Below are 22,104 nucleotides of genomic sequence, written 5' to 3'. Positions count from 1 at the left end.
GTGCGTGAATGCCAAACAGACAATTGTATGATCGAATCGAACGGTTAACAAAACAAACTTTGTTGCAATTACATGAGCTCGAACAGATTTCTGAAGAGTTGCAAAAAGTAATCGAAGAGAATCATAATTTAACGATGGAAAATCGTCACTTGAAAGATCGTTTAGACGAGTTAGAGCCAAACACGCACACGAAGAAAGTGGCTAAAAAGAAAAAAAGAAGCCAATCCATCATCAACTTAGAAAATATCTACGACCAAGGATTCCATATTTGCAACCTGTACTATGGAAAACGTAGAGAAAACGATGAAAGTTGTATGTTTTGTACGGAAATCTTGTATAGCGAAGATTAATGCGTGAAAAGAGCAAGATTGTCATATAAAAAGCCAATAAAGTACTAAAAAGAGCCTGTCCATGGACGGGCTCTTTTGTTATAATAAAAGATGAAATCGTTTTAACTTTTTTGGGGGCAAAAGTATTATGAATCAAAAACAATCAAAACCAAATGTCATCCTCATCGTAGTGGACCAAATGCGTGCCGATGCATTGTCCATTAACCGAAGTGATGACTTAGTAGTAACACCAACGATGGATATGATGGCCAGCATGGGATATAACTTTGAGAATGCCTACTCACCAGTGCCAAGTTGTGTGCCTGCTAGAGCAGCTCTTTTAACAGGGATGGACCAAGAAGCGTCAGGAAGAGTCGGATACGAAGATGAAGTGCCTTGGAACTACACGAATACACTTCCTCAAACATTCAAAGACTTAGGGTATCAAACAGAATGTATCGGGAAAATGCATGTGTATCCAAGCCGTAAGCGCATGGGATTTGACCATGTTCTCTTACACGATGGCTACTTACATGTCGACCGCAAATACAATAAAGCATACGGAGAAACGTTTGAACATTCGAGCGATTACTTGGATTGGATCAAACAAGAACTCGGCAGCGATGCAGATATTATCGATGATGGGGCGAACTGTAATTCATGGGATGTCCGTCCTTTTGAACTTCCTGAAAAATACCACCCAACCAACTGGATTGTGAGTGAAAGCATTCGTTTCTTGAAGAGACGTGACCCAAGCGTTCCGTTCTTCTTGAAGATGTCGTTTGAAAAACCTCATGCGCCTCTCAATCCGCCGAAGTATTTCTATGATTTATACATGGATAAATTAGGGGACGTATCGGACTTGCATATTGGAAACTGGGAAGAACTCGAAGAGAAGATTCCATCCCTTTATGCCAAACGCGGAAAAATTCCAGCGGACGCGCAAAAGAGAATGTTGGCTGCATACTACGGTTTAATCACGCATATCGATAATCAATTAAGTCGCTTCTTAACGGCCGTTGAGGAGTTTGATTTGCTAGAAAATACGATTTTCTGGTTCGTGAGTGACCACGGGGATCAACTCGGAGAACATTATTTATTCCGCAAAGGCTATCCTTACCAAGGTAGTATTAAGATTCCAGCGTTTATCTTCGACCCAGGGAACTTGATTGCGGGCACGAAGAAGAGCGTCACACAACTTGTGAAGATTCAAGATGTTTTCCCTTCGCTTGTAGAGCTTGCCACAGGTGAAAAAGTTGAAACAGACGGTAAGAGCGTTCGCCAATTATTATTCGGCGAATTTGCAGGTTGGCGAAACGAATTCCACGGCGAACATAGTCTAGGTGAGGATTCGAGCCAATATATTTTAACAGATGAATGGAAATTTATTTGGTTCCCTGTCAAAGACGAGTATCAACTCTTCCATATGACAGAGGATCCAGAGGAAAAATGCAATTTAATTGCTGAGACGAAGTATACTTCTCTTGTGAACGAGTTCAAAGCGAAACTTGCACGTATTTTACAAGATAGAGAAGAGGGCTTTGTGAGAGACGGACAACTTTGCCAAGTACCATTAGAACGCATCGTTGCCACTCTAAAGAGAGGTCGATAGTATGAATTTTGTACCTTTAAAATCTGGCATCTTTCAAATGGGAGATTCTCTTGGCCAAGGCTTTATCGAAGACCATGAGGCGCCACCAGTGATGAAAAAGGTGCTTGCGTTTGAAATCGCGGATACGACCGTGACGAATCGTGAGTTTAAAGCATTTGTAGATGCGACAGGTTATACAACAACAGCAGAAACGATAGGAGATTCGTATGTGTTTCACCTATTGGTTGAACCAGAAAAAAGAGTAGAGTATGCACATGTATCAGGTTCACCTTGGTGGCTTCTAGTGCCAGGTGCTTGCTGGAATCATCCAACAGGACCCCAGTCTTCGATTGAAGAGGTGATGGACCATCCGGTAGTGCATGTTTCCTTACAAGATGCATTAGCTTACTGCGATTGGGCGAAGGTGAAATTGCCAACAGAAACGCAATGGGAATATGCCGCACGTGGCGGTACAACCACTCAATTTCCATGGGGCGATGAGCTCGAACAAGACGGTGAATTTCATGCGAATACGTGGCAGGGAGATTTTCCAAATACGAATACGAAGGCAGACGGATTTTTAGGAACGGCGCCCGTGAAGAGTTTTGAACCGAATGGATACGGGCTCTATCAAATGATTGGGAATGTCTGGGAATGGTGCTGTAACCATCGCGGAATTCCGTTTGAAGAAATCGAAGAAGACGCCTCTCGTCCAATTAATTTCGAATACGAATATGCCATTCGTGGAGGTTCCTTCTTATGCCATTGCTCCTACTGCAACAGATATCGTGTTGCCGCTCGTAATGGAGCATCGTGGGATTCAACATCGAGCCATTTAGGATTCAGATGCGTCCGGAATCTAGGAGGTCGCTAATGCACGTTATTATTTATAGTATCATCGTGCTTTGTGCGACGATGATTGGAGCCATCACTGGTTTAGGTGGCGGCATTATTATCAAACCGGCCTTCGATTTTGTCGGCATCGATACGACAAGTATGATTAGTGTGTATTCGACAGTCGCGGTCTTTACGATGTGTCTTGTTTCTATTTATAAAAGAAGTAAGCAAGGATTTCATGTTCAAAAACAAATTGCACTAGGATTGGCTTTCGGGTCGATTATCGGTGGGAAAATCGGAGACGTGATTTTCCTTCATGCAGTAGACAGCTGGGGCAGCCAGGCAGTGAGCGCGACACAATCCGTTATTTTATTTCTATTAATTGGTGGGATTATTTTATTCACAATCAATAAGGAAAGGATTCGCACGCTAGAAGTATCAAACCTTGTGGCAATTGTGATTATTGGGCTAACAGTCGGTATCATTTCAGTCTATCTAGGGATTGGCGGAGGACCGCTGAATATTGCACTTTTGGTTTACTTCTTCTCGATGAAAGCAAAAGACGCAGCAGCGTATTCGATTTTGATGATTTTCTTTGCACAGATTATTAAGATGGGGACTGTCATTCGTGACTTTGAGAAATACAACAATGTCAGTCTCGTGATTTTAGCGATTGCGATTTTTGCGGTACTCGGTGGTTGGGTTGGAACAAAAATCCAATCGAAACTCACGCACGAAGCCGTTGAAAAACTCTATTTAGGATTGATGGCTATTTTAGTATTTATGACCGCCTTCAATGTATTTAAATTTATCGGAGTATAAACAAACACCCAAGCAGCATTGCTTGGGTGTTGTTTTTTGTGTTTTATCGTAGAGGAAACCATCATAAAATTCATGTTCTGTTGATTATGGAAAATCTTACGGATTTATTTATGCATGAATCTCTTTGTAGACTTCTTGTTTCTTAAGGCCAAGATGTTTTGCGACAGCCTTAATCGCATCTTTTTGCGTAAGGTTTTGATGCTCCATAAACCATTCGACTTGTTCTGCAATCGAAAGTGTGGCGTCAGGCGTATTTTCTTCTAACGCACCAGCTAGAGCAGTTGTCACTTCATCAGGATTTTTAGATCCAATCAAGATGCAGCATTCACCTTTTAATTCTTCCTCATTTACAAGAGCAACGAGTTCTGCGGCTGTTCCGCGAATAAACTCTTCGTAAGTTTTCGTCAACTCGCGGCATAACACAACAGATTGTTGTTCGCCGTAGACGGTCTGAATCGCCGAGAATGTGTCCTTTAGGCGGAAAGGTGATTCGTATAAAATCACGGTCTCGCTATGTGTGCGTAATTGTTCGAGGGCTTCGATTTTTTCTTTCTTTTTACGTGGTAAGAACCCATAGAAATAGAACGGTTGTGGCACAAGCCCGCTTGCGATAAGAGCCGTAATTCCCGCGTTTGCCCCTGGAAGAGGAATGACAGGAATGCCGACTTCGACACAGGCTTGCACGAGTTCAAAACCTGGGTCGCTAATCGATGGTGTACCAGCGTCGCTCACTTGCGCGATGGTTTTTCCTTCTTGCAACCACTCGATGACTTGAGGGATTCTCTCCTGAGTATTATGTTCATGGAAACTCTTTTGCGGAGTCTCGATTTCAAAATGATTGAGTAACTTTTGCGTATGACGTGTATCTTCGGCTAGGATTAAATCCACGTCGCGAAGAGTATTTACCGCGCGGAAAGTCATATCTTCTAAGTTACCAATCGGAGTGGGGACAAGGAATAGTTTTCCTTTGCCTTCAGTCCGATAACTCTGTTGTCTCATGAGGCTGTTCTCCTTCTAAATAAATAATGACAGGACGGTCGACGGTTGCGCCAATCGTCTGTAGAAATGTCTCTTTTTTCGGGCGAGAGAATTTCTTGAACGCCGCTTCTGCCTTCATCGCTTCTTGCTTGGTGGCAAATTCTTTAGCGTAAAGGAGAGTGACGGGAGTTCTCACCCTTGTATATTTAGCACCTTTTCCGGCATTGTGAGTCGCGATTCGTTTCTCCAAATCAACCGTATAGCCCGTATAAAAGGTTTGGTCCTTGCAGAGAAGGACGTACATAAAGAACTGGCTCATGATTCGTCCCCCCAGAGGATGCTTCTAATCTTCTGCGTATATTCTTGATCCTCATTGAAAACCGTAATCGGAGGCAATACTTTAAGGCCTCCTGGAAGTCCGTCCTTCATTAGTTCGATGAGGACGATGTTGCTTTCTTTGCCTTCTTTTGGATAGACAAATTGCACGCGTTTTGCTTCGAGACGGTGGTTTCTTGCCTCGGTTAAAATATCCGTGAGGCGGTCGGGTCTATGTACGAGATAGGCTTTTCCTTTCATCTTCAAAAGGCCAGAAATCGTCTCGAGTAAATCTTCGAGTGGCAAATGCACTTCATGACGGGCAATTGTGTAGGATTCTTTCAAATTAGTTTGATTGGTTTCCTTTACCTTGAAGTAAGGTGGATTGCACGTGATAAAGTCGACCGAATCTTTCTGGATGATGCCTTTTAACTGACGGATATCCTGATTAATAAACGTGATGCGGTCTTCTAAGTTATTGAGTTGGGTCGTGCGCATCGCCATGTCCCAGAGCTGTTCTTGGATTTCAATGGCGGTAATGTGATTTTTGGTTTTATGGCTGAGTAAAAATGCCACCGCACCGTTACCAGAGCAAAGGTCCACGATTGTAGCTTTTCGACTTTTTGCGATATTGGCAAAGTCGGCTAAAAGGACGGCATCCAGCGAAAAGGAGAAGACCTCACGACTTTGAATGATATCGATATTTTCTTTTTCGAGTCGATCGAGTCGCTCATGCGATTTCAAGGGGACTTCCTTTTTTGTCATTACTTTCCAACTCCTACAATTACTGTATCCAAAGTGTAACAACAAATTGGTAATGGCGCAAGAAGGGACACTATATAAGAAAGATTCCTTCGAATTCCTACGGATTTATTTATACATTGCTGTAATGGGGTACCGGTTCGAGCCAAGGTCTCTCACCTTTAAAGCCTCAAAGAGAATGTACGGAATAAATTCCTACATTCTCTATTTCGCATTTAATACAATTCCCCATTACTGCAAGTATAAAATCCGTTGAATTCTACGGAATCTTAGAACGTCATTATCAAATTGTAGGGGGAGGAAAGATAAAACACTCGATATACAACTTTGGGTTTAGAGAAGGTTGGACGAAAAATCCACCTTAGGTCCTATGATTTCATCAGTGAAGTTTTGTACACTAAGAATGTAATCAAGAACGAACCGATTTAAGGGGGAAACGAAAATGAATCAAAAAGATAGAATTTTAGAATTAGTAGACAAAGGAATTATTTCAGCAGAGGAAGCAGTAGTATTACTCGAAAAAATGGGTGAGAAGGCAAGCAACAAAGAACAACCAACTTCAAGCCAAGTCGATTCTGTATTAGAAGGGGTAGCGAGTGTATTTACAAAATTCTCAGCTCAAAGCGACCAAACAGACGAATCGATTCAAGCGGTCTTAAAACGTACAAAAGAAATCGATCGCCGTATCGATGAAATCAAAACGGCTGAGCAACTTGAACCGTTGACAGTGGATGAAGAAATGGAACTTGTTCGCTTGCAAGAAGAAGCGGAGCAATTAAATAACCAATATAAGAGTTTGTTACAAGAAAAGAAACAAGCCGATGCAAAAGTAAAAGCTGAAAAGAAAGAAGAATGGGAAGAAAGCTTTAAGAAAGCGAAGAAGAAAGTGCAAGACACTGACTGGGAAGATAAAACTCGTAGAACAGCGGGAAATATCTCTTCATGGGCTGCAAAATTCGCAGACTCAATTGTGACAGCGGTGGGATCAGTTATTCAAAATACAGAAGTGAACATGCCTTACTTAGAAGCCAAAAACGGCAAAAAAGTACCGTATCATTTCCATCAAGTGATTGATGATGCGAGTATTCTCGATTTCAAAGTGGCCAACGGAATTGTTCGTGTGAAGACTGTTCCTGGCAACACGATGACGATTGAAGGAAATTGCCGCGTGGCTGCGCAAGACGAAGAGTTTTTCGATGCGGAAGGATTTGTTCGTGACCGTGTGAAGGTTGGCGTGGACGACGATAAGATTGTTATCAAGAGTGTCAGCAAGCGCGTTTATTGCGATTGGACGATTTCACTTCCTCAAAAAGTGTATGATTATGTAGCCATCAAAGGCTTGAATACAACCATTCATTTGAAGGAATTAGAAGGAAAAGATTACTACTTCGAAGTGGATAATGGAGATATTCGTTTGAAAGATGTCAAAGGTGTTCTCCTTGAAGCCGAAACAGTGAACGGAAATCTTAAATATGAACACCTCGAATTCAAAGATATCGTGTCTGAAACAGTAAACGGAAATATTCATCTCGATGGTCAATTCTTAGGAACGAAGCTAGAAGCGGTGACAGGAAACATTAAAATAGCAGTAGCACATCCTGAAACGAAAAAAGTAGACGTTGAAACAGTAAACGGAAATATTAAAATTGAAGTTGCTGAAGAAGTCGGACTGGAAGCCGAAATTGAAACGTCACTTGGTTCGATTCACTTTGATGAAACAGTCTTTGAAGTGATTCGACAAACGAAGGATTTAGCAGAAAGAAGTGCATTGATTCGTAAAACTCGAAACTCAATGACAAGAGTAGTCGCAGAAACTACAACTGGAAATATACAAGTAAATCAGCTACAATCAGATTCAAGTAGCAAGAAAGAAGGATAAACAAAATGAAAAAATTAAGACGCTCAAGAAAGAACAGAGTTGTTTGTGGGGTTATGGGCGGTATTGCAGAATACTTCGATGTAGATCCAACAATTGTACGTGTGCTGTTTATTATTTGTAGTTTCTCAGGTTTCCCTATCATCCTTTACATCTTACTTGCTATCATTATTCCAGAAGAAAGCACTGGGTATTATCGTGACAATAGACGCAGAAATACTTACTATTACACTTCTGGAAGCTCTCGCCCGCGTAAAACGGCGCGCCGCGTAGAGGAAGATGATGACGACGATTGGAGTGATTTTTAGTGTCAATTACTAAAAAGATTGCTATTAACACATTAGGGTTCTTGGTGATTGCGTGGTTTGTACCACAATTTTACGTTACGAACTGGGTAGCAGCGCTTGTTGCAAGTATCGTTCTCGCGGTACTAAACCTATTTGTTAAACCGATTTTATTCCTTTTAACATTACCAGTCACAATTGTAACGTTTGGATGCTTTAGCTTTGTGTTAAATGCGATGATGTTAAGCTTAACATCATTGTTTGTAGGACCTGGATTTACTTTTGCGAGTCCATTCATTACCTTAGTGGTGAGCGTTCTGTTAACGATTTTCCAACGCTTTGTTGAAAATCTAGTTGACTAATAGACCAAACAAAAAAGCGACCAATTGGTCGCTTTTTTTTGTTTGGATTCAATTAGTATTTCACAACCATTAATTGGCCGTTATTGTATTCTGCAAGGAATACATCTGAAACATCTTGAATATCTTGGGCAGCTAGTTGTTCAGTAACCCAATCTTCTGTTTTGTCGATGACTTCTAAAATGTTTTGTTGAATGACACCATCTGTAATGATTGGATATTTTGGATTTTCTTCACCAAATTTTGTCAAGATGAGTTGTCCGTTTTGTTCTAAGATGGCACTTTTTACATCGCGAATAGAGAAGACTCCTTGTGAACGTAATTTAAAAGCAACTTCTTGAGCCGTTAGACCAGCTAAACGCACATTTTCAACATCAATTTTCCCATGTTTAATTAATTGTAAAGGTTCACCGTCAAGCATCTTCTTCACTGTACGATTATTTGTTTTTACCCAGCGAAGGGTTAGTACTAACGCAAACCAAATTAATAAGATGATGCAGTATTGTAAGATGGTAATGGATGGATTATAAATCACACCCCCGAGAATTCCCCCGAGTACATAGTTTTGTATTTGGTCACTTGCAGATGTAGGGGCGAGGTTTCCTTTCCCAGTGTAGTTGATTACAACAATTAATGATAATAGTCCAAGTGCAAGTTTGATTGCGACATCGATATATGAAAGGTTCAACTTATTCAGCCTCCTTAATCGTAACTTTTGGATTTTGCAATTCCATTTTTTCGAGTAGGTAATGTTCCGGGCTATCTCCTGTTAATACTCGATAGAATTGATCGCCAACTTTGACGATGGCTCCATCCTTTGCGGCTTCAGTATTAATATAGACATCTTCTTTATTAACATGTAAATCTTGAGCGATCGTTTCAACGAAGCGAAGGGCTCCAGAATATTGATTTTCTGAATTTTTAGAAAACTGTAAGTCAGCAATCTTAGAACCAGCAAGAATTAAGATACCGATGACGGCGATTAATGCTAATTCGCGAAATTTTGTGTCTTGTTTATTTTTAAAATAACGATATAAGGCAATTGCTAAAATAACAATGACAAAAAGTGTCAGTCCTAATTGAATATAATCAATTTGTTGAACTTTACTTTTTAAAAATTCATATGAATAAAATACCATGTTTTTTCCTCCTATTCAGAAACTTAGACTATTATATAAAATCCTATAAAATATTCAAGTAGGTTGCTCAATTTTTTTAAAAAAATATTTTTTAGATTATTTGGCAGAATGAACAGAAGTTTAATAAATTCTAAAAGCATACAAGAAAGCGCTCAAATATGGTATAGTAGAAGGGTATAAAGAAATGAGGGATAATATGAAAAGTGTTACGGTTAGAGAATTAATCAAGAATATTCATTTAAAACCAATTTATGGAGAGGAGTATCTTGACCGTCCAATCGTTACAAGTGAAATTTCAAGACCGGGATTAGAATTAGCAGGATTTTTAAATTTCTATCCAGCAGAACGTATCCAGTTATTAGGTCGTACAGAAACTTCTTTTGTGGCATCCATGGATGAAGGGATTCGATTAGAAGTGATGGAACATCTTTGTAAACCAGAGACACCATGTTTTATTATTTCAAGAAAACTAGAACCGCCAAAAGAATTAGTGGAAGCTGCTGCAAAAGCGCAAATTCCAATTTTACAAGCAACTTCGAAGACAACACAAGTATCAAGTAGTGTCACAAACTTCTTAGAAGGAAGATTGGCGGAGCGTTCTTCGGTACACGGTGTATTACTCGATGTATTCGGAATTGGTCTGTTGATTACAGGTGAAAGTGGCGTCGGTAAATCTGAAACTGCGTTAGAGCTTGTGCAAAAAGGACACCGTCTTGTTGCGGATGACCGAGTAGAGTTGTATCAATACGATGAATTAACATTAATCGGGGAAGCACCAGAAATCTTGAACAACTTAATCGAAATCCGCGGTGTTGGTATTGTGGATGTGATGACGCTCTTTGGTGCAGGGGCAATTCTGGATCAAAAACAAGTCGATTTAGTGGTTCATCTTGAAAACTGGACACCTGATAAGAGATATGACCGTTTAGGTGGATATATGGAAAATGTTGAATTGATGGGTGTAGAGATTCCGAAAATCCGCATCCCAGTGAAGACTGGTCGTAACGTATCGATTATCTTAGAAGTAGCATGTATGAATTTCCGTGCGAAGAAAATGGGATTCGATGCAACAGAAAGCTTCACGAATCGTTTAACACAATTAATTGCAGAAAATAAAGAAGTTTAGAGGTTAGTTACATGAATGTTTTAGAAATGGTTTCGGCCATTAATCCGATTGCGTTTGAAATCGGTGGATTACAAGTGCGTTGGTATGGGATTATTATTGCTTTTGCAATTTATTTAGCAACAACATTGGCGGATAAAGAAGCCACTCGTAAAGGATACCGTAAAGAATTTATCATCGATTTAGTATTTTGGGCTGTGCCTCTTGGATTCGTGGGTGCGCGATTGTACTATATTCTATTTGAATGGCAGTACTACTTCGCAAATCCTGGTGAAATCATCCAAATTTGGCATGGAGGAATAGCCATCTACGGTGGTGTCATTGCCGGTGCAGCAACTGTCTACTGGTTTGCGAAAAAAGAAAAAGTATCGTTTGCATTACTCTTAGACATCTTGGCACCTGTCGTTTTACTCGCACAAGCGATTGGACGTTGGGGAAACTTCACCAACCAAGAAGCACACGGAGAAGTCGTAACACGTGCCTTTTTAGAAGGCTTGCATTTACCAAACTTCATTATTGAACAAATGCATATCGATGGTGTTTATTACCATCCAACTTTCTTATATGAATCACTTTGGTCTTTTGTCGGCGTATTAATTTTATTCTACTTACGCAGACGTAAAGGCGTAAAAGTCGGAGAAATCATGTCAGGATACTTATTATGGTATTCATTTGGGCGCTTCTTTATTGAAGGAATGCGTACAGATAGCCTCTGGATGTTTGGTATTATCCGAATTTCGCAATTAGTCTCAATTGTGTTATTCTTATTAGGCATCGCTATTATCGTGGTGAGAAGACGTAGAGTTCCAGCCGTGCCAGATTATGTATCGATTGACGATCCACAATCTCCAGTATTGTTTGGAAAAGCGTAAAGGAGAACAACTATGACAAAAGTAGCTATTTTAGGAGCAGGTTCATGGGGGACAGCACTGGCAATGGTGCTCGCAGAAAACCATCATGAAGCTCGCTTATGGGGAAATAACGAAGCTCAAATTCAAGAAATTAATGAGCGTCATACGAATGAACATTACCTTCCTGGAGTCTTTCTAGATCCAGCAATTCGAGGCTATTTAGATTTAGCCGAAGCCGTGAAGGGTGTGGATGCGGTCTTATTCGTACTCCCAACAAAAGTCATTCGTTTAGTAGCCAAACAATTAAATGGATTACTAGAAAATAAACCGATGATTATTCATGCAAGTAAAGGGTTAGAACAAGAAACGTTTAAACGTATTTCAGAAATTTTAGCTGAAGAGTTGGACCGTGACAGCTACGAAGATATCGTGGTGTTATCTGGACCAAGTCATGCCGAAGAAGTGGCGCGTCGTGACATCACAACCATAACTGCAGCATGCGAAAACTTGGAATCTGCTAAGTATGTACAAACTCTTTTCAGTAATTCCTTCTTCCGTGTCTATACAAATACGGACTGTGTCGGAGTAGAAATGGGAGCTGCACTTAAAAACGTTATTGCGGTTGGAGCAGGGGCTCTTCATGGTTTAGGCTATGGGGACAATGCAAAAGCTGCGTTAATGACAAGAGGATTATCGGAAATTAGTCGCCTAGGAATTGCATTTGGCGCAGATCCACTGACCTTTATTGGACTTAGTGGTGTGGGCGATTTAATCGTAACATGTACGAGTATTCATTCTCGTAACTGGAGATGTGGGGACCAAATCGGGAAAGGCATTCCGCTTCCAACGATTTTGGAAAATATGGGAATGGTTGTAGAAGGGGTAGAAACGTGTAAAGCCGTCTACGCTTTGGCACAAGAGAAGAATATCGAAATGCCAATTACAACTGCTGTTTACAATGTTTTATATAAAGGACATGATGTTCGCGAAGAGATTCAACGCCTAATGGGTCGTGAATTTAAATCAGAAGCATCGATTAAAGAACACCAATAAAGCAAATCGGAGGAACAGACCTATGACAAAAGTTAGAAAAGCCGTTATTCCAGCAGCAGGGTTAGGAACTCGTTTCCTACCAGCAACAAAAGCGATGGCGAAAGAAATGCTGCCAATCGTAGATAAACCAACGATTCAATATATCGTTGAGGAAGCTCTAGCATCAGGAATTGAGGATATCTTAATCGTAACTGGTAAGAGCAAACGTCCTATCGAAGACCATTTCGATTCAAACATCGAATTAGAGTCAAACCTTGAAGCAAAAGGAAAGACAGAGTTATTAGAACTTGTTCAAGAAACAACAGGAATTAACTTATATTTTGTGCGTCAATCTTATCCAAAAGGATTAGGAGACGCTGTGCTTCAAGCGAAAGCATTCGTGGGTGGCGAGCCATTCGTGATTATGCTTGGGGACGATATTATGCGTGATGAAGTGCCTTTAACAAAACAATTAATTGAAGGGTACGAAAAAACTCATGCTTCAAATATCGCGGTAATGGAAGTTCCTCATGAAGAAACATATAAGTACGGAATTATTGATCCTGAAAGCCAAGTAGAAGATGGATTATTCAATGTACGTCGTTTCGTAGAAAAACCAAAACCTGAAGATGCGCCAAGTAACTTAGCGATTATTGGTCGTTACTTATTAACACCTGAAATTTTTGAGATTTTAGAAAAACAAGAACCAGGTGCGGGTGGCGAAATTCAATTAACAGATGCCATTGATACATTGAACCTTACTCAAAGAGTGTTTGCGAAACAATTCAAGGGTGAGCGTTTCGATGTGGGTGACAAGTTTGGATTCATGAAAACAAGTATTGAATTCGGACTAGAACATCCAGAAATCAAAGACAGCTTAAAACAATACGTGATTGAATTAGGTAAAAAACTCGAAGGAACTTTAGGTGAGCAATAAAGTTGCCGTTTTAAAGGGAGTATCTTACACTTAAAAATGAAGAGGAGCGTTGGACTATGTCTCAGCGCTCTTAGTTTATACAAAAGGAGAATCTCTGATGGAAGAAAGAACAATTTATGATGTAGTCATTATCGGAAGTGGCCCTGGTGGGATGACCGCAGCGCTTTATACTTCTCGTGCAAATTTAAAAACATTAATCCTCGAAAAAGGTGTTCCTGGTGGAGAATTATTAAACACTTCAGATGTAGAAAACTATCCTGGTTTCCCTACGATTTCTGGGCCAGAATTAGCCGACAATATGTATAAAGGTGCGATGCAATTCGGTGCAGAATATGCTTATGGCCAAGTTTCAAAAATCGAATTAGAAGGCGACCTTAAAGTCATCACTGCAGGGAAGAAAATTTATTACGCTTATGCAGTAGTCATCGCGACTGGTTCTTATCACCGTAAATTAGAAGTGCCAGGGGAAGAAGAGTACGCTGGACGTGGCGTTTCTTACTGTGCAGTTTGTGATGGAGCATTCTTCAAAGATAAGAAAATCTTTGTTATCGGTGGAGGCGACTCAGCCGTTGAAGAAGGAACGTATTTAACACAATTCGGACAAAGCGTAACAATCGTTCACCGTCGTGACCAATTACGTGCGCAAAAAGTATTGCAAGACCGTGCATTCGCCAACGAAAAAATCGACTTCTTATGGAATTCAACCGTTGAAGAATTCGTAGGAGACGGTTCTAAAATCACAGGCGTTCGCGTAAAAGATGTAAATACAGGCGAAGTAACAACGCATGATGCGGATGGTGTCTTCATTTATGTAGGCCTATTACCAGTTTCTGATCCATTCAAAGACTTAAACATCACAGATGCAGAAGGTTGGATTGTCACTAACGAGCAAATGGAAACTTCTATTCCTGGAATCTTTGCAGTGGGCGATGTTCGTCAAAAAACATTGCGTCAAATCACAACAGCTGTTGGGGATGGCGGACAAGCAGGTCACATGGTTTATAACTACGTGGAAGAAGTTAAAGAAAAATTAGCTAAATAATCGAAGAAACTCTAGTGTGACTCGTGTTGCATTAGAGTTTTTTTATTTTTGAAATGAAAAGAACCAAATTTATATAAAATTTTTCATTATCATTACAAATTCATGGGATAAAATACTTTTTATAAAAATTGTGATAGAATAGATAAAATAAAGAAGGTGGTGAATGAATGAATCGCAAAGTCATAAAAGGATTAGGAATTGCAGTTATCGTACTAGCATTGATGGCTTGCTCTCGCAGACCAGAGCAAACAGCCAATAACTCGGCTCCAGTCGTTCAAATTTCTAAAAATAACGCTGAATCTAGTGAGTCTGCTACAACTCAATCAACAACGGCTGCGCAAGAAACAACAAGCGATACGACACGTAATGCGAATAATTTAGCGCGTGAGGCCATTGCAGAAATTGAAAAACGCAAAAATGTCGTTTTAGGTGAGAATTATGAGATTATCATTCAGGCACAAACGAATGACTTGGTTGACGTACAAGTACGTCATGTAGAGAATTCGAACACCTCCATTTATGGGTTCTTCCGCTATCATGCCAGTGATAAAAAGTTAGAAGAGATGGATAGTACCACTGGGGAATTTAAATCAGTAGAGTAATCTCGGAAAGTAGGGTTTATATGACAAACACAGTAAATTTAGATTGGAATAACTTAGGATTCGATTACATTAAGACAGACTTACGTTACATCAGCTATTACAAAGATGGCCAGTGGGACGAAGGTGCGTTGATTGAAGATAATGTCTTAAAAGTAGACGAAGCCGCAACAGCACTTCACTACGGACAACAATGTTTCGAAGGATTAAAAGCATACCGTTGTAAAGATGGAAGCATCAACTTATTCCGTGTCGACCAAAACGCTGCTCGTATGGCGCGTTCATGCCGTCGATTACTCATGCCTGAATTTCCAGAAGAACGTTTTATTGAAGCCGTGAAAAAAGTGGTAAAAGCAAACGAACAATGGTTACCACCTTACGGAACTGGCGGAAGCTTATATATTCGTCCATTCATGATTGGGGTAGGAAATAATGTTGCGGTACGTCCTGCAACAGAATATATTTTCTCAATCTTTGTAATGCCAGTAGGGGCATATTTCAAAGGCGGATTAACACCGACGAACTTCATCGTTTCAGAATACGATCGTGCAGCACACGTAGGTACAGGGGCTGCTAAAGTCGGCGGGAACTATGCGGCAAGCTTACTTCCTGGTAAAGAAGCGAAAGAACGTCATTTCAGTGACTGTATTTACCTAGATCCATTGACACATACAAAGATTGAAGAAGTAGGGGCTGCGAACTTCTTTGGAATTACTAAAGATAATCAATTTATCACGCCTTATTCTCCATCTATTTTACCAAGTATTACAAAATACTCATTGCTTTGGTTAGCAGAACACCGTCTTGGTATGACTGTTAAAGAAGGCGATGTATATGTAGACCAATTAGATATCTTTGCAGAAGCAGGGGCTTGTGGTACTGCAGCTGTTATTTCTCCAGTTGGAGGCATTCAAAACGGAGACGACTTCCATGTGTTCTATTCTGAAACAGAAGTTGGTCCTGTCACACGTCGTTTATACGATGAATTAGTAGGCATCCAATACGGAGATGTAGAGGCTCCAGAAGGTTGGATTCAAAAAGTTTTATAAGAATAAATTTTTCAAAAAATCCGTGGTAATCTGAATTGACAAAGCGACACGCATTTGTTAATATATACCAGTATGAAACTCAATGAGTTAATGAAATAAATTGAATGAGAGGTGTCATCCATGCGTATCAACATTTTATTAGAATGTGCTGAAACAGGTGAACGTTTATACTTAACAAGCAAAAACAAACGTAACAATCCAGAGCGTTTAGAATTAAAAAAATATTCTCCAAAATTACGTAAACACGTTGTCTTCAAAGAAACTAAAAAATAATTTTGAGAAATTCGGAAGAGTTAGGCTGGTGCCTAACTCTTTTTGTTTTAAATAAATTATTAATAAGACCGCAGGTCTTATACGAATCATTTGGATATTCCATAGTTGCTACAATAGCTGTACCGGCGTGAGCCTTTCGTCTCACCGCCTATCGAGCCTCAAAGCAGTAGTAAGGAATAAATTCCTAACTACTGCTAATTCGCATCGATTACACTCGCTATTGTTGCTACTATGGACCAAATGATTCTTCAGACCTGCTTACATAAAAAGGTTGGGTAGTGCTTAACACTTCGGATTGCGCATTTTTTGTTTCTTTGAGAACGTGTTTAGAAATTTTGTCTCGGAGGGACGGGAACAACATTATGTGTGCTTCGTACGGGCTAAAGACAGAATAAGGTGCTACTTAAAATTACGTGCTGTGAAATTTTGTTTTGCAAAATAATAGGAGGTTATTTATTCACCAAATCTGGTGAAGAGAGACAGAGCAGGACACTTTTTCAACCTTATAAGAAAGAATAGAGGCTCGCGAGGGGACATGGGATTCTATAATAGCAGTAATAGGGGATGGCACTAAAAGCGAATTAGCGGGAGTTAGGAGGTTTTCCTTACTCCCGCTTTGAGGTTTAGAGGTGAGAGACTTCGGCTCGAACCGGTGCCCTATTACAGCTATTATGAAGACATCCCATGGTCCAAGAACGAGCCTTTATTCTCTTAGAGAAAAGCAGAAAAGTTGAATTGTTCATGGTATGTGTTCACAGAGGTGGGGATATCATGTATACTAGAACAGGTGATTATTTTGGAAAAACAAAATTTTATTACGACGGGGCACATTAATCGTGTGATTTTAACGATTGCGACTCCGTTAATGATTAATAATTTAATTCGAACTTTATACAATTTGACAGACGGGTTATATGTGGCACAACTTTCTGCAGAAGACTTTGCGGCAACCGCGTTTATTTGGCCGTTGAATTTCTTATTTATTTCACTTGGAATGGGGATTAGTGTCGGAGCGACGGCGCTTATTGCTCAGTATTTTGGAGCAGGAAAATATAGAGATGCGAAGCGTTATGCAGGGAATGCGATGGTGTTAACGTATTTCTTTGGGTTTGTGCTTTCTGTGCTTGGTTATTTCCTTGCACCATTATTCGTGGAATTGATGGGAGCAGAGGGGACCTTCCTGGCAAAATCCGTAGCTTATTTGAAGATTAACTTTATTGGGTTATTCTTTGATTTCTGCTACTTTGGCTATCAGTCCTTGCTAAATGCCCAAGGGAGAACGCGTACGATTACGATGATTAGTGCGGCGTCCTCGATTACTAACGTTATTCTAGATCCAATCTTTATTTTTGCGACGATTCCTTTTGTCGGCTTCACTGGGTTGAACTGGGGAATTGAAGGGGCAGGATGGGCGACTGTGATTGCAAAAATACTATTATTAGCGCTTGCTATTCGTGCCGTTCGTAAGGAATCAGATATTCAAATCTACTTAAGACATGTCAAAATTGACAAAGAAGTGATGAAAGAAATCCTTAAAGTCGCATGGCCGTCTGCCTTTGGGTATGGTGGAGCTGCATTAGGATTCACCGTCTTAAATGGACTTATTCAGTCGTATGGAACGTCAGTACTGGCTGCGTATTCGATGGTAAACCGCATCTCGGATTTATTAACACAACCACAGATGGGAATCGGTGCGGCGTTAACAGCGATCATCGGACAAAACATGGGGGCAGGACTCTACGACCGTGCGCATGCCATCTTTAGACGAGCGCTATTATGGGTGCTGATGATTTCAACAGTTGGCTGTATCATCGTCTTCTTCTTCCAGTCTCCAATTCTTGGGGTCTTTATTAAAGATAGAAGCGATGCCGTTCTTTGGGCAAATGCCGTTGAGTATTTGAACTATACCGCCTTTATCATTTTCTTCATGGGAATGTTCTCGGCGTACAATGGATTCTTCCAAGGATGTGGTGTGACGAAATACTCGATGAATATGTCAGTGGGACGTCTTTGGGTGTTACGCTTGCCGATTATTTGGGTGCTTGGAGCTTTCACAGCACTTGGGGCAACCGGTGTATGGATTGCCATGTTATTATCAAACGCGTTAACCGTTCTTTATGGACATATCATCTATAAGACAAAAGATTGGAGCGCGTTGCATTATGCGAAAGGAGAGCAATCGTGATTAAAGATTTTATTCATTATTATAAACCGTATAAAAAATTATTCTTACTCGATTTTACCTGTGCGGTGATCGTGGCCATTCTCGAGCTTGCCTTTCCGGTGATGGTGAGAAGTGTCATTGATAACATCGTACCGTCTCAAAATTTACAACAAATTCTACTCGTGGGGGTAGGGTTACTGGCACTATATGCCTTCTCGACAACCTTGAACTTTATCGTGGTTTACATGGGGCATATTTTAGGGATTAATATTGAAACGGATATGCGTCGTGAGTTATTTGCGAAGGTCCAAAAACAATCCTTCTCGTTCTTCGATAATATGAAAATCGGGGAATTGATGAGTCGCTTGTCGAGTGACTTATTCGATATTAGTGAGTTGGCGCACCACGGACCTGAAGAATTCTTTATTGCTGTAATGACCTTAATCGGTTCGTTTGTGTTGATGTATCAAGTGCATCCAACGCTTGCGTTATTGACGATTTTCTTCGTACCAATTATTGCGGTGGTACTTGCGGTATTTAACCGTCGCATGTCTGCGATTAATCGAAATATCTATAAAGGATTGGCCAACTATACGGCAGGACTAGAAAATGTACTGAGCGGAATGCGTGTGGTAAAGGCCTTTGCGAACGAAAGTCATGAGCAACAACTCTTCGAAGAACTCATTCAAGAGTATCGCTCGAATAAAATCGCGTTCTATCGTACGATGGGGACAAGCAGTAGTTTCAACTACTTATTAATGCGCAGTATTAATCTCTTCAGCTTAATCGTAGGGGCGTACTTCACGGTTATTGGTGACTTAACGGCTGGAGAATTAGTCGGCTACATCTTATTGTCCAATGTGTTCGTGGGACCAATTAATAAGATGAACTCGATGATTGAACTCTATCCAAAAGGGTTCGCAGGATTTCGTCGCTTCAAAGAATTAATGAATGTGGAAATTGATATCGAAGATGCGCCAGATGCGATTCCGGCTCCAGCGTTTGAAGGACGTGTGGAATATAAAAATGTAGGGTTTGGATATGAAGACGATAAGAAAGTATTGGAACATATCAACTTAACAGTCGAACCAGGGCAAACCGTTGCCTTCGTTGGGCCAAGTGGAGTTGGGAAGACAACGCTCGTGAACTTATTGCCTCGCTTCTATGATTTAAAAGAAGGGGAAATCTTGATCGATGGAACCAACATCAATCGTTTCACCTTACAATCACTTCGCCGTCAAATCGGTATCGTGCAACAAGATGTGTTTCTCTTTAATGGAACGATTCGTGAGAATGTATTGTACGGTAGACTCGATGCGACAGATGAGGAAGTAGACCGCGCCATCGAGCAAGCGAAACTGAAAGAAGTCATTGAAGATTTAGAAGATGGAGTGGATACACATATCGGAGAACGTGGTGTGAAATTGTCAGGCGGACAAAAACAACGCCTCTCAATTGCCCGTATTTTCTTGAAGAATCCTTCTATTTTAATCTTGGACGAAGCAACGAGTGCGCTCGATACGCAAACCGAGAAATTTATTCAACAATCGTTTGATGAGTTAGCAAAAGGCAGAACGACGTTTATTATCGCTCACCGCCTTGCTACGATTAAAAATGCAGACCGTATTATTGTCGTGACAGAAGATGGACTGACAGAAGACGGCACTCATGAAGAATTACTCGCACAAAACGGTGCGTATGCGGCGTTATACAAAGCACAATTTAAATAGTAGAAAAATGCGGAGTAGGGATTCGTTTCTTACTCCGTGTTTCTTTTTGCTTTTTTGAATTTATCGCAAACTATGATACAATGACCCAGAGAAAACTTAAGGAGAACGTTGATGAGTATTTTAAATGTAGAAAAATTAACACACGGCTTCGGTGAAAGAGCCATCTTCAATGATGTGAGCTTCCGTCTATTAAAAGGGGAACACATCGGGCTTGTTGGGGCAAACGGTGAAGGGAAATCAACCTTCATGAATATCGTAACCGGACAATTACAACCAGACGAAGGAAAAATCGAATGGTCTAAAAATGTGAAGGTTGGATACTTGGACCAACATACCGTCCTTGAACCAGGCATGACGGTTCGCAGCGTCCTTCAAAAAGCCTTCGACGATTTATTCGTGGCAGAAGCGCGAATCAATGAATTGTACATGGCGATGGGTGACGCAAACGAAGACGAGATGAACGCCATGCTAGAAGAAGTGGGCGAGTTGCAAGAGCGATTAGATAGCCACGACTTCTATATTCTCGATGCGAAAATCGATGAAGTGGCGCGTGCATTAGGCGTTGCAGCATTCGGGATGGATAGCGATGTTAGTGAACTTAGTGGTGGTCAACGTACGAAAGTGTTACTTGCAAAACTATTATTAGAAAAACCAGACATTTTATTACTCGACGAACCGACAAACTACTTGGACGTAGAGCACATTGAATGGTTGAAACGCTACTTGCAAGAATACGAAAATGCATTTATTCTCATTTCGCATGATATTCCATTTTTAAACAGCGTCGTGAATTTGATTTATCATATGGACAATCAAGAGTTGAACCGTTATGTTGGGGACTATGATCAGTTCCAAGAAGTGTATGCGATGAAGAAGGCGCAACTAGAAGCGGCGTATAACCGTCAACAAAAAGAGATTGCGGACTTGAAGGACTTCGTAAACCGTAATAAGGCGCGTGTGGCAACACGTAATATGGCGATGTCTCGTCAGAAGAAACTGGATAAGATGGAAGTCATCGAATTAGCTAGTGAGAAGCCAAAACCAAAATTCGAGTTCAAGACTTCTAGAGCGCCTGGTCGTTACATCTTCCAAGCCGAAGACTTAGTGATTGGATACGATCGTCCATTAACAGGACATGTGAATCTTGAAATGGAACGTGGCCAAAAGATTGCCATCGTTGGTGCGAATGGTATCGGTAAGACGACACTCTTGAAGAGCTTATTAGGGATTATTAAGCCGTTGAACGGAAAAGTAACGCGCGGGGACTATATCGACCTTGGGTATTTCGAACAAGAAACGCCAAAAGGAAACCGTAAGACAGCCTTAGAAGAAATCTGGGATACCTTCCCATCTATGACACAACCTGAAGTACGTGCTGCGCTCGCTCGTTGCGGCTTAACAAGTAAGCACATCGAGAGTCAAGTGCAAGTATTAAGTGGGGGAGAACAAGCAAAGGTGCGCTTCTGTAAATTGATGAACGAAGAATCAAACGTACTCGTGCTCGACGAACCAACGAACCACTTAGACGTAGATGCCAAAGATGAGCTGAAACGTGCATTACAAGAATATAAAGGAAGTATATTAATGGTATGTCACGAGCCTGAATTTTACGAAGGATTAGTGACAGATATTTGGGATTTCTCAAAATTCGCATAAAAATTAAATTCTTCACTTTTAGGGAAGAAAGTTGAAGCAACCGCTTACGAAGCAGAGCTTGAATTTAGTTCAAGTTCTGCTTTTTTTGTACATAAAAAACGCTACAAAACAATGTTTGTAGCGTGGAGTATGTATAAGCCGCCTAGGGGAGTCGAACCCCTGTTATGAGAACCGGAATCTCATGTGATATCCACTACACTAAGGCGACGTTCTTTTCTAAGTGTATCTAATTTTAAGGAGTGGTGCAAGTTTTGGGCAAGTCTAACAATGGAATAGAAGAAATAGTATCATTCGATTGGGTTCTAAAGAGAGCAAAAAAGTATACGATGATAGCAAAATATACCATATATGGACAT

General features: G+C 40.6%; 23 protein-coding genes and 1 tRNA gene. 18 read left to right on the top strand and 6 right to left on the bottom strand.

What is annotated here, in order from left to right:
• Positions 1 to 8 precede the first annotated feature (8 nt).
• The 4 genes from O3798_RS06030 (at position 9) to O3798_RS06015 (ending at position 3,579) form a co-directional block, all read left to right on the top strand.
• Complete coding sequence (locus tag O3798_RS06030; RefSeq protein WP_048713589.1) at positions 9 to 350, top strand: initiation control protein YabA; 342 nt, start codon at positions 9 to 11, stop codon at positions 348 to 350.
• 127 nt (positions 351 to 477) lie between these two features.
• Positions 478 to 1,941 (top strand): arylsulfatase, encoded by a 1,464-nt coding sequence (locus tag O3798_RS06025; RefSeq protein ID WP_371463930.1) that lies wholly within the window; start codon positions 478 to 480, stop codon positions 1,939 to 1,941.
• 1 nt (position 1,942) lies between these two features.
• Positions 1,943 to 2,794 (top strand): formylglycine-generating enzyme family protein, encoded by an 852-nt coding sequence (locus tag O3798_RS06020; protein WP_371463929.1) that lies wholly within the window; start codon positions 1,943 to 1,945, stop codon positions 2,792 to 2,794.
• Complete coding sequence (locus tag O3798_RS06015) at positions 2,794 to 3,579, top strand: sulfite exporter TauE/SafE family protein (RefSeq protein ID WP_371463928.1); 786 nt, start codon at positions 2,794 to 2,796, stop codon at positions 3,577 to 3,579. Before O3798_RS06020 ends, O3798_RS06015 begins: the two co-directional genes overlap by 1 nt.
• A 108-nt stretch (positions 3,580 to 3,687) precedes the next feature.
• Here the strand turns inward: O3798_RS06015 and rsmI are convergent, their stop codons facing one another.
• From rsmI to O3798_RS06000, 3 genes are read right to left on the bottom strand one after another with little or no spacing between them, the layout of a single operon-like run.
• Positions 3,688 to 4,578 carry a 16S rRNA (cytidine(1402)-2'-O)-methyltransferase gene (gene rsmI, locus O3798_RS06010; RefSeq protein WP_371463927.1) on the bottom strand — a complete coding sequence of 297 codons (891 nt, stop codon included), beginning with the start codon at positions 4,576 to 4,578 and terminating at the stop codon, positions 3,688 to 3,690.
• The gene (locus O3798_RS06005) at positions 4,553 to 4,876 is read right to left on the bottom strand and encodes a GIY-YIG nuclease family protein (protein WP_371446643.1); all 324 of its coding nucleotides are present in this window, start codon (positions 4,874 to 4,876) and stop codon (positions 4,553 to 4,555) included. The genes rsmI and O3798_RS06005 overlap by 26 nt, the downstream gene beginning before the upstream one ends.
• Positions 4,873 to 5,637 carry a tRNA1(Val) (adenine(37)-N6)-methyltransferase gene (locus O3798_RS06000; protein ID WP_371463926.1) on the bottom strand — a complete coding sequence of 255 codons (765 nt, stop codon included), beginning with the start codon at positions 5,635 to 5,637 and terminating at the stop codon, positions 4,873 to 4,875. Before O3798_RS06000 ends, O3798_RS06005 begins: the two co-directional genes overlap by 4 nt.
• A gap of 439 nt (positions 5,638 to 6,076) precedes the next feature.
• On the opposite strand from O3798_RS06000, the gene O3798_RS05995 reads away from it, so the two are divergent.
• Genes O3798_RS05995 through O3798_RS05985 form a run of 3 tightly spaced genes read left to right on the top strand, consistent with a single transcriptional unit; the run spans position 6,077 to position 8,156 of the window.
• Positions 6,077 to 7,513, top strand: a complete 1,437-nt coding sequence (locus O3798_RS05995; RefSeq protein ID WP_371463925.1) for a DUF4097 family beta strand repeat-containing protein — start codon at positions 6,077 to 6,079, stop codon at positions 7,511 to 7,513.
• 5 nt (positions 7,514 to 7,518) lie between these two features.
• Positions 7,519 to 7,818, top strand: coding sequence for a PspC domain-containing protein (locus tag O3798_RS05990; protein ID WP_048712081.1), 300 nt, complete (start codon positions 7,519 to 7,521; stop codon positions 7,816 to 7,818).
• On the top strand, positions 7,818 to 8,156 hold the full coding sequence (locus O3798_RS05985; protein ID WP_285251742.1) for a phage holin family protein: 339 nt from the start codon (positions 7,818 to 7,820) through the stop codon (positions 8,154 to 8,156). The genes O3798_RS05990 and O3798_RS05985 overlap by 1 nt, the downstream gene beginning before the upstream one ends.
• A gap of 52 nt (positions 8,157 to 8,208) precedes the next feature.
• Here the strand turns inward: O3798_RS05985 and O3798_RS05980 are convergent, their stop codons facing one another.
• Together O3798_RS05980 and O3798_RS05975 are read right to left on the bottom strand one after the other, a co-directional pair.
• Positions 8,209 to 8,841: a DUF421 domain-containing protein gene (locus tag O3798_RS05980; RefSeq protein ID WP_371463924.1), complete on the bottom strand. Its 633-nt coding sequence runs from the start codon at positions 8,839 to 8,841 to the stop codon at positions 8,209 to 8,211.
• A 1-nt stretch (position 8,842) separates the two neighbouring features.
• Positions 8,843 to 9,292 (bottom strand): DUF3290 domain-containing protein, encoded by a 450-nt coding sequence (locus O3798_RS05975; RefSeq protein ID WP_285252547.1) that lies wholly within the window; start codon positions 9,290 to 9,292, stop codon positions 8,843 to 8,845.
• Positions 9,293 to 9,488: 196 nt separating this feature from the next.
• Here O3798_RS05975 and hprK point away from each other — a divergent pair, with 196 nt between their 5' ends.
• The 11 genes from hprK (at position 9,489) to O3798_RS05920 (ending at position 21,748) form a co-directional block, all read left to right on the top strand.
• On the top strand, positions 9,489 to 10,418 hold the full coding sequence (hprK, locus tag O3798_RS05970) for an HPr(Ser) kinase/phosphatase (protein ID WP_371463923.1): 930 nt from the start codon (positions 9,489 to 9,491) through the stop codon (positions 10,416 to 10,418).
• Positions 10,419 to 10,429: 11 nt separating this feature from the next.
• On the top strand, positions 10,430 to 11,287 hold the full coding sequence (gene lgt / locus O3798_RS05965) for a prolipoprotein diacylglyceryl transferase (protein WP_371463922.1): 858 nt from the start codon (positions 10,430 to 10,432) through the stop codon (positions 11,285 to 11,287).
• 12 nt (positions 11,288 to 11,299) lie between these two features.
• Entirely contained in the window at positions 11,300 to 12,319 is a 1,020-nt protein-coding gene (locus O3798_RS05960; protein WP_371446628.1) for an NAD(P)H-dependent glycerol-3-phosphate dehydrogenase, read from the top strand.
• A gap of 22 nt (positions 12,320 to 12,341) precedes the next feature.
• Complete coding sequence (gene galU, locus O3798_RS05955) at positions 12,342 to 13,235, top strand: UTP--glucose-1-phosphate uridylyltransferase GalU (RefSeq protein WP_371463921.1); 894 nt, start codon at positions 12,342 to 12,344, stop codon at positions 13,233 to 13,235.
• A 97-nt stretch (positions 13,236 to 13,332) separates the two neighbouring features.
• Entirely contained in the window at positions 13,333 to 14,277 is a 945-nt protein-coding gene (gene trxB, locus O3798_RS05950; protein WP_371463920.1) for a thioredoxin-disulfide reductase, read from the top strand.
• Positions 14,278 to 14,444: 167 nt separating this feature from the next.
• A complete protein-coding gene (locus O3798_RS05945; protein WP_371463919.1) occupies positions 14,445 to 14,879 on the top strand; it encodes a hypothetical protein in 435 nt (144 codons plus the stop codon).
• A gap of 20 nt (positions 14,880 to 14,899) precedes the next feature.
• Positions 14,900 to 15,925, top strand: a complete 1,026-nt coding sequence (locus O3798_RS05940; protein ID WP_285252252.1) for a branched-chain amino acid aminotransferase — start codon at positions 14,900 to 14,902, stop codon at positions 15,923 to 15,925.
• A gap of 120 nt (positions 15,926 to 16,045) precedes the next feature.
• Positions 16,046 to 16,198 (top strand): 50S ribosomal protein L33, encoded by a 153-nt coding sequence (rpmG, locus tag O3798_RS05935; RefSeq protein WP_005607156.1) that lies wholly within the window; start codon positions 16,046 to 16,048, stop codon positions 16,196 to 16,198.
• A 787-nt stretch (positions 16,199 to 16,985) separates the two neighbouring features.
• Complete coding sequence (locus O3798_RS05930; RefSeq protein ID WP_371463918.1) at positions 16,986 to 18,383, top strand: MATE family efflux transporter; 1,398 nt, start codon at positions 16,986 to 16,988, stop codon at positions 18,381 to 18,383.
• Positions 18,380 to 20,092: an ABC transporter ATP-binding protein gene (locus O3798_RS05925; RefSeq protein ID WP_371463917.1), complete on the top strand. Its 1,713-nt coding sequence runs from the start codon at positions 18,380 to 18,382 to the stop codon at positions 20,090 to 20,092. The genes O3798_RS05930 and O3798_RS05925 overlap by 4 nt, the downstream gene beginning before the upstream one ends.
• Before the next feature lie 111 nt (positions 20,093 to 20,203).
• A complete protein-coding gene (locus O3798_RS05920; protein ID WP_371463916.1) occupies positions 20,204 to 21,748 on the top strand; it encodes an ABC-F family ATP-binding cassette domain-containing protein in 1,545 nt (514 codons plus the stop codon).
• A gap of 136 nt (positions 21,749 to 21,884) precedes the next feature.
• Here O3798_RS05920 and O3798_RS05915 read toward each other — a convergent pair.
• Positions 21,885 to 21,956 (bottom strand) — tRNA-Arg (locus tag O3798_RS05915).
• Positions 21,957 to 22,104: the final 148 nt, after the last annotated feature.

The sequence above is a fragment of the Granulicatella sp. 20925_1_45 genome (assembly GCF_041433555.1).
In the GTDB taxonomy this organism is placed as follows: Bacteria; Bacillota; Bacilli; order Lactobacillales; family Aerococcaceae; genus Granulicatella.
The sequence above is the reverse complement of the archived record's forward strand: the minus strand, read 5'-3'. Positions and strand labels throughout refer to the sequence as shown.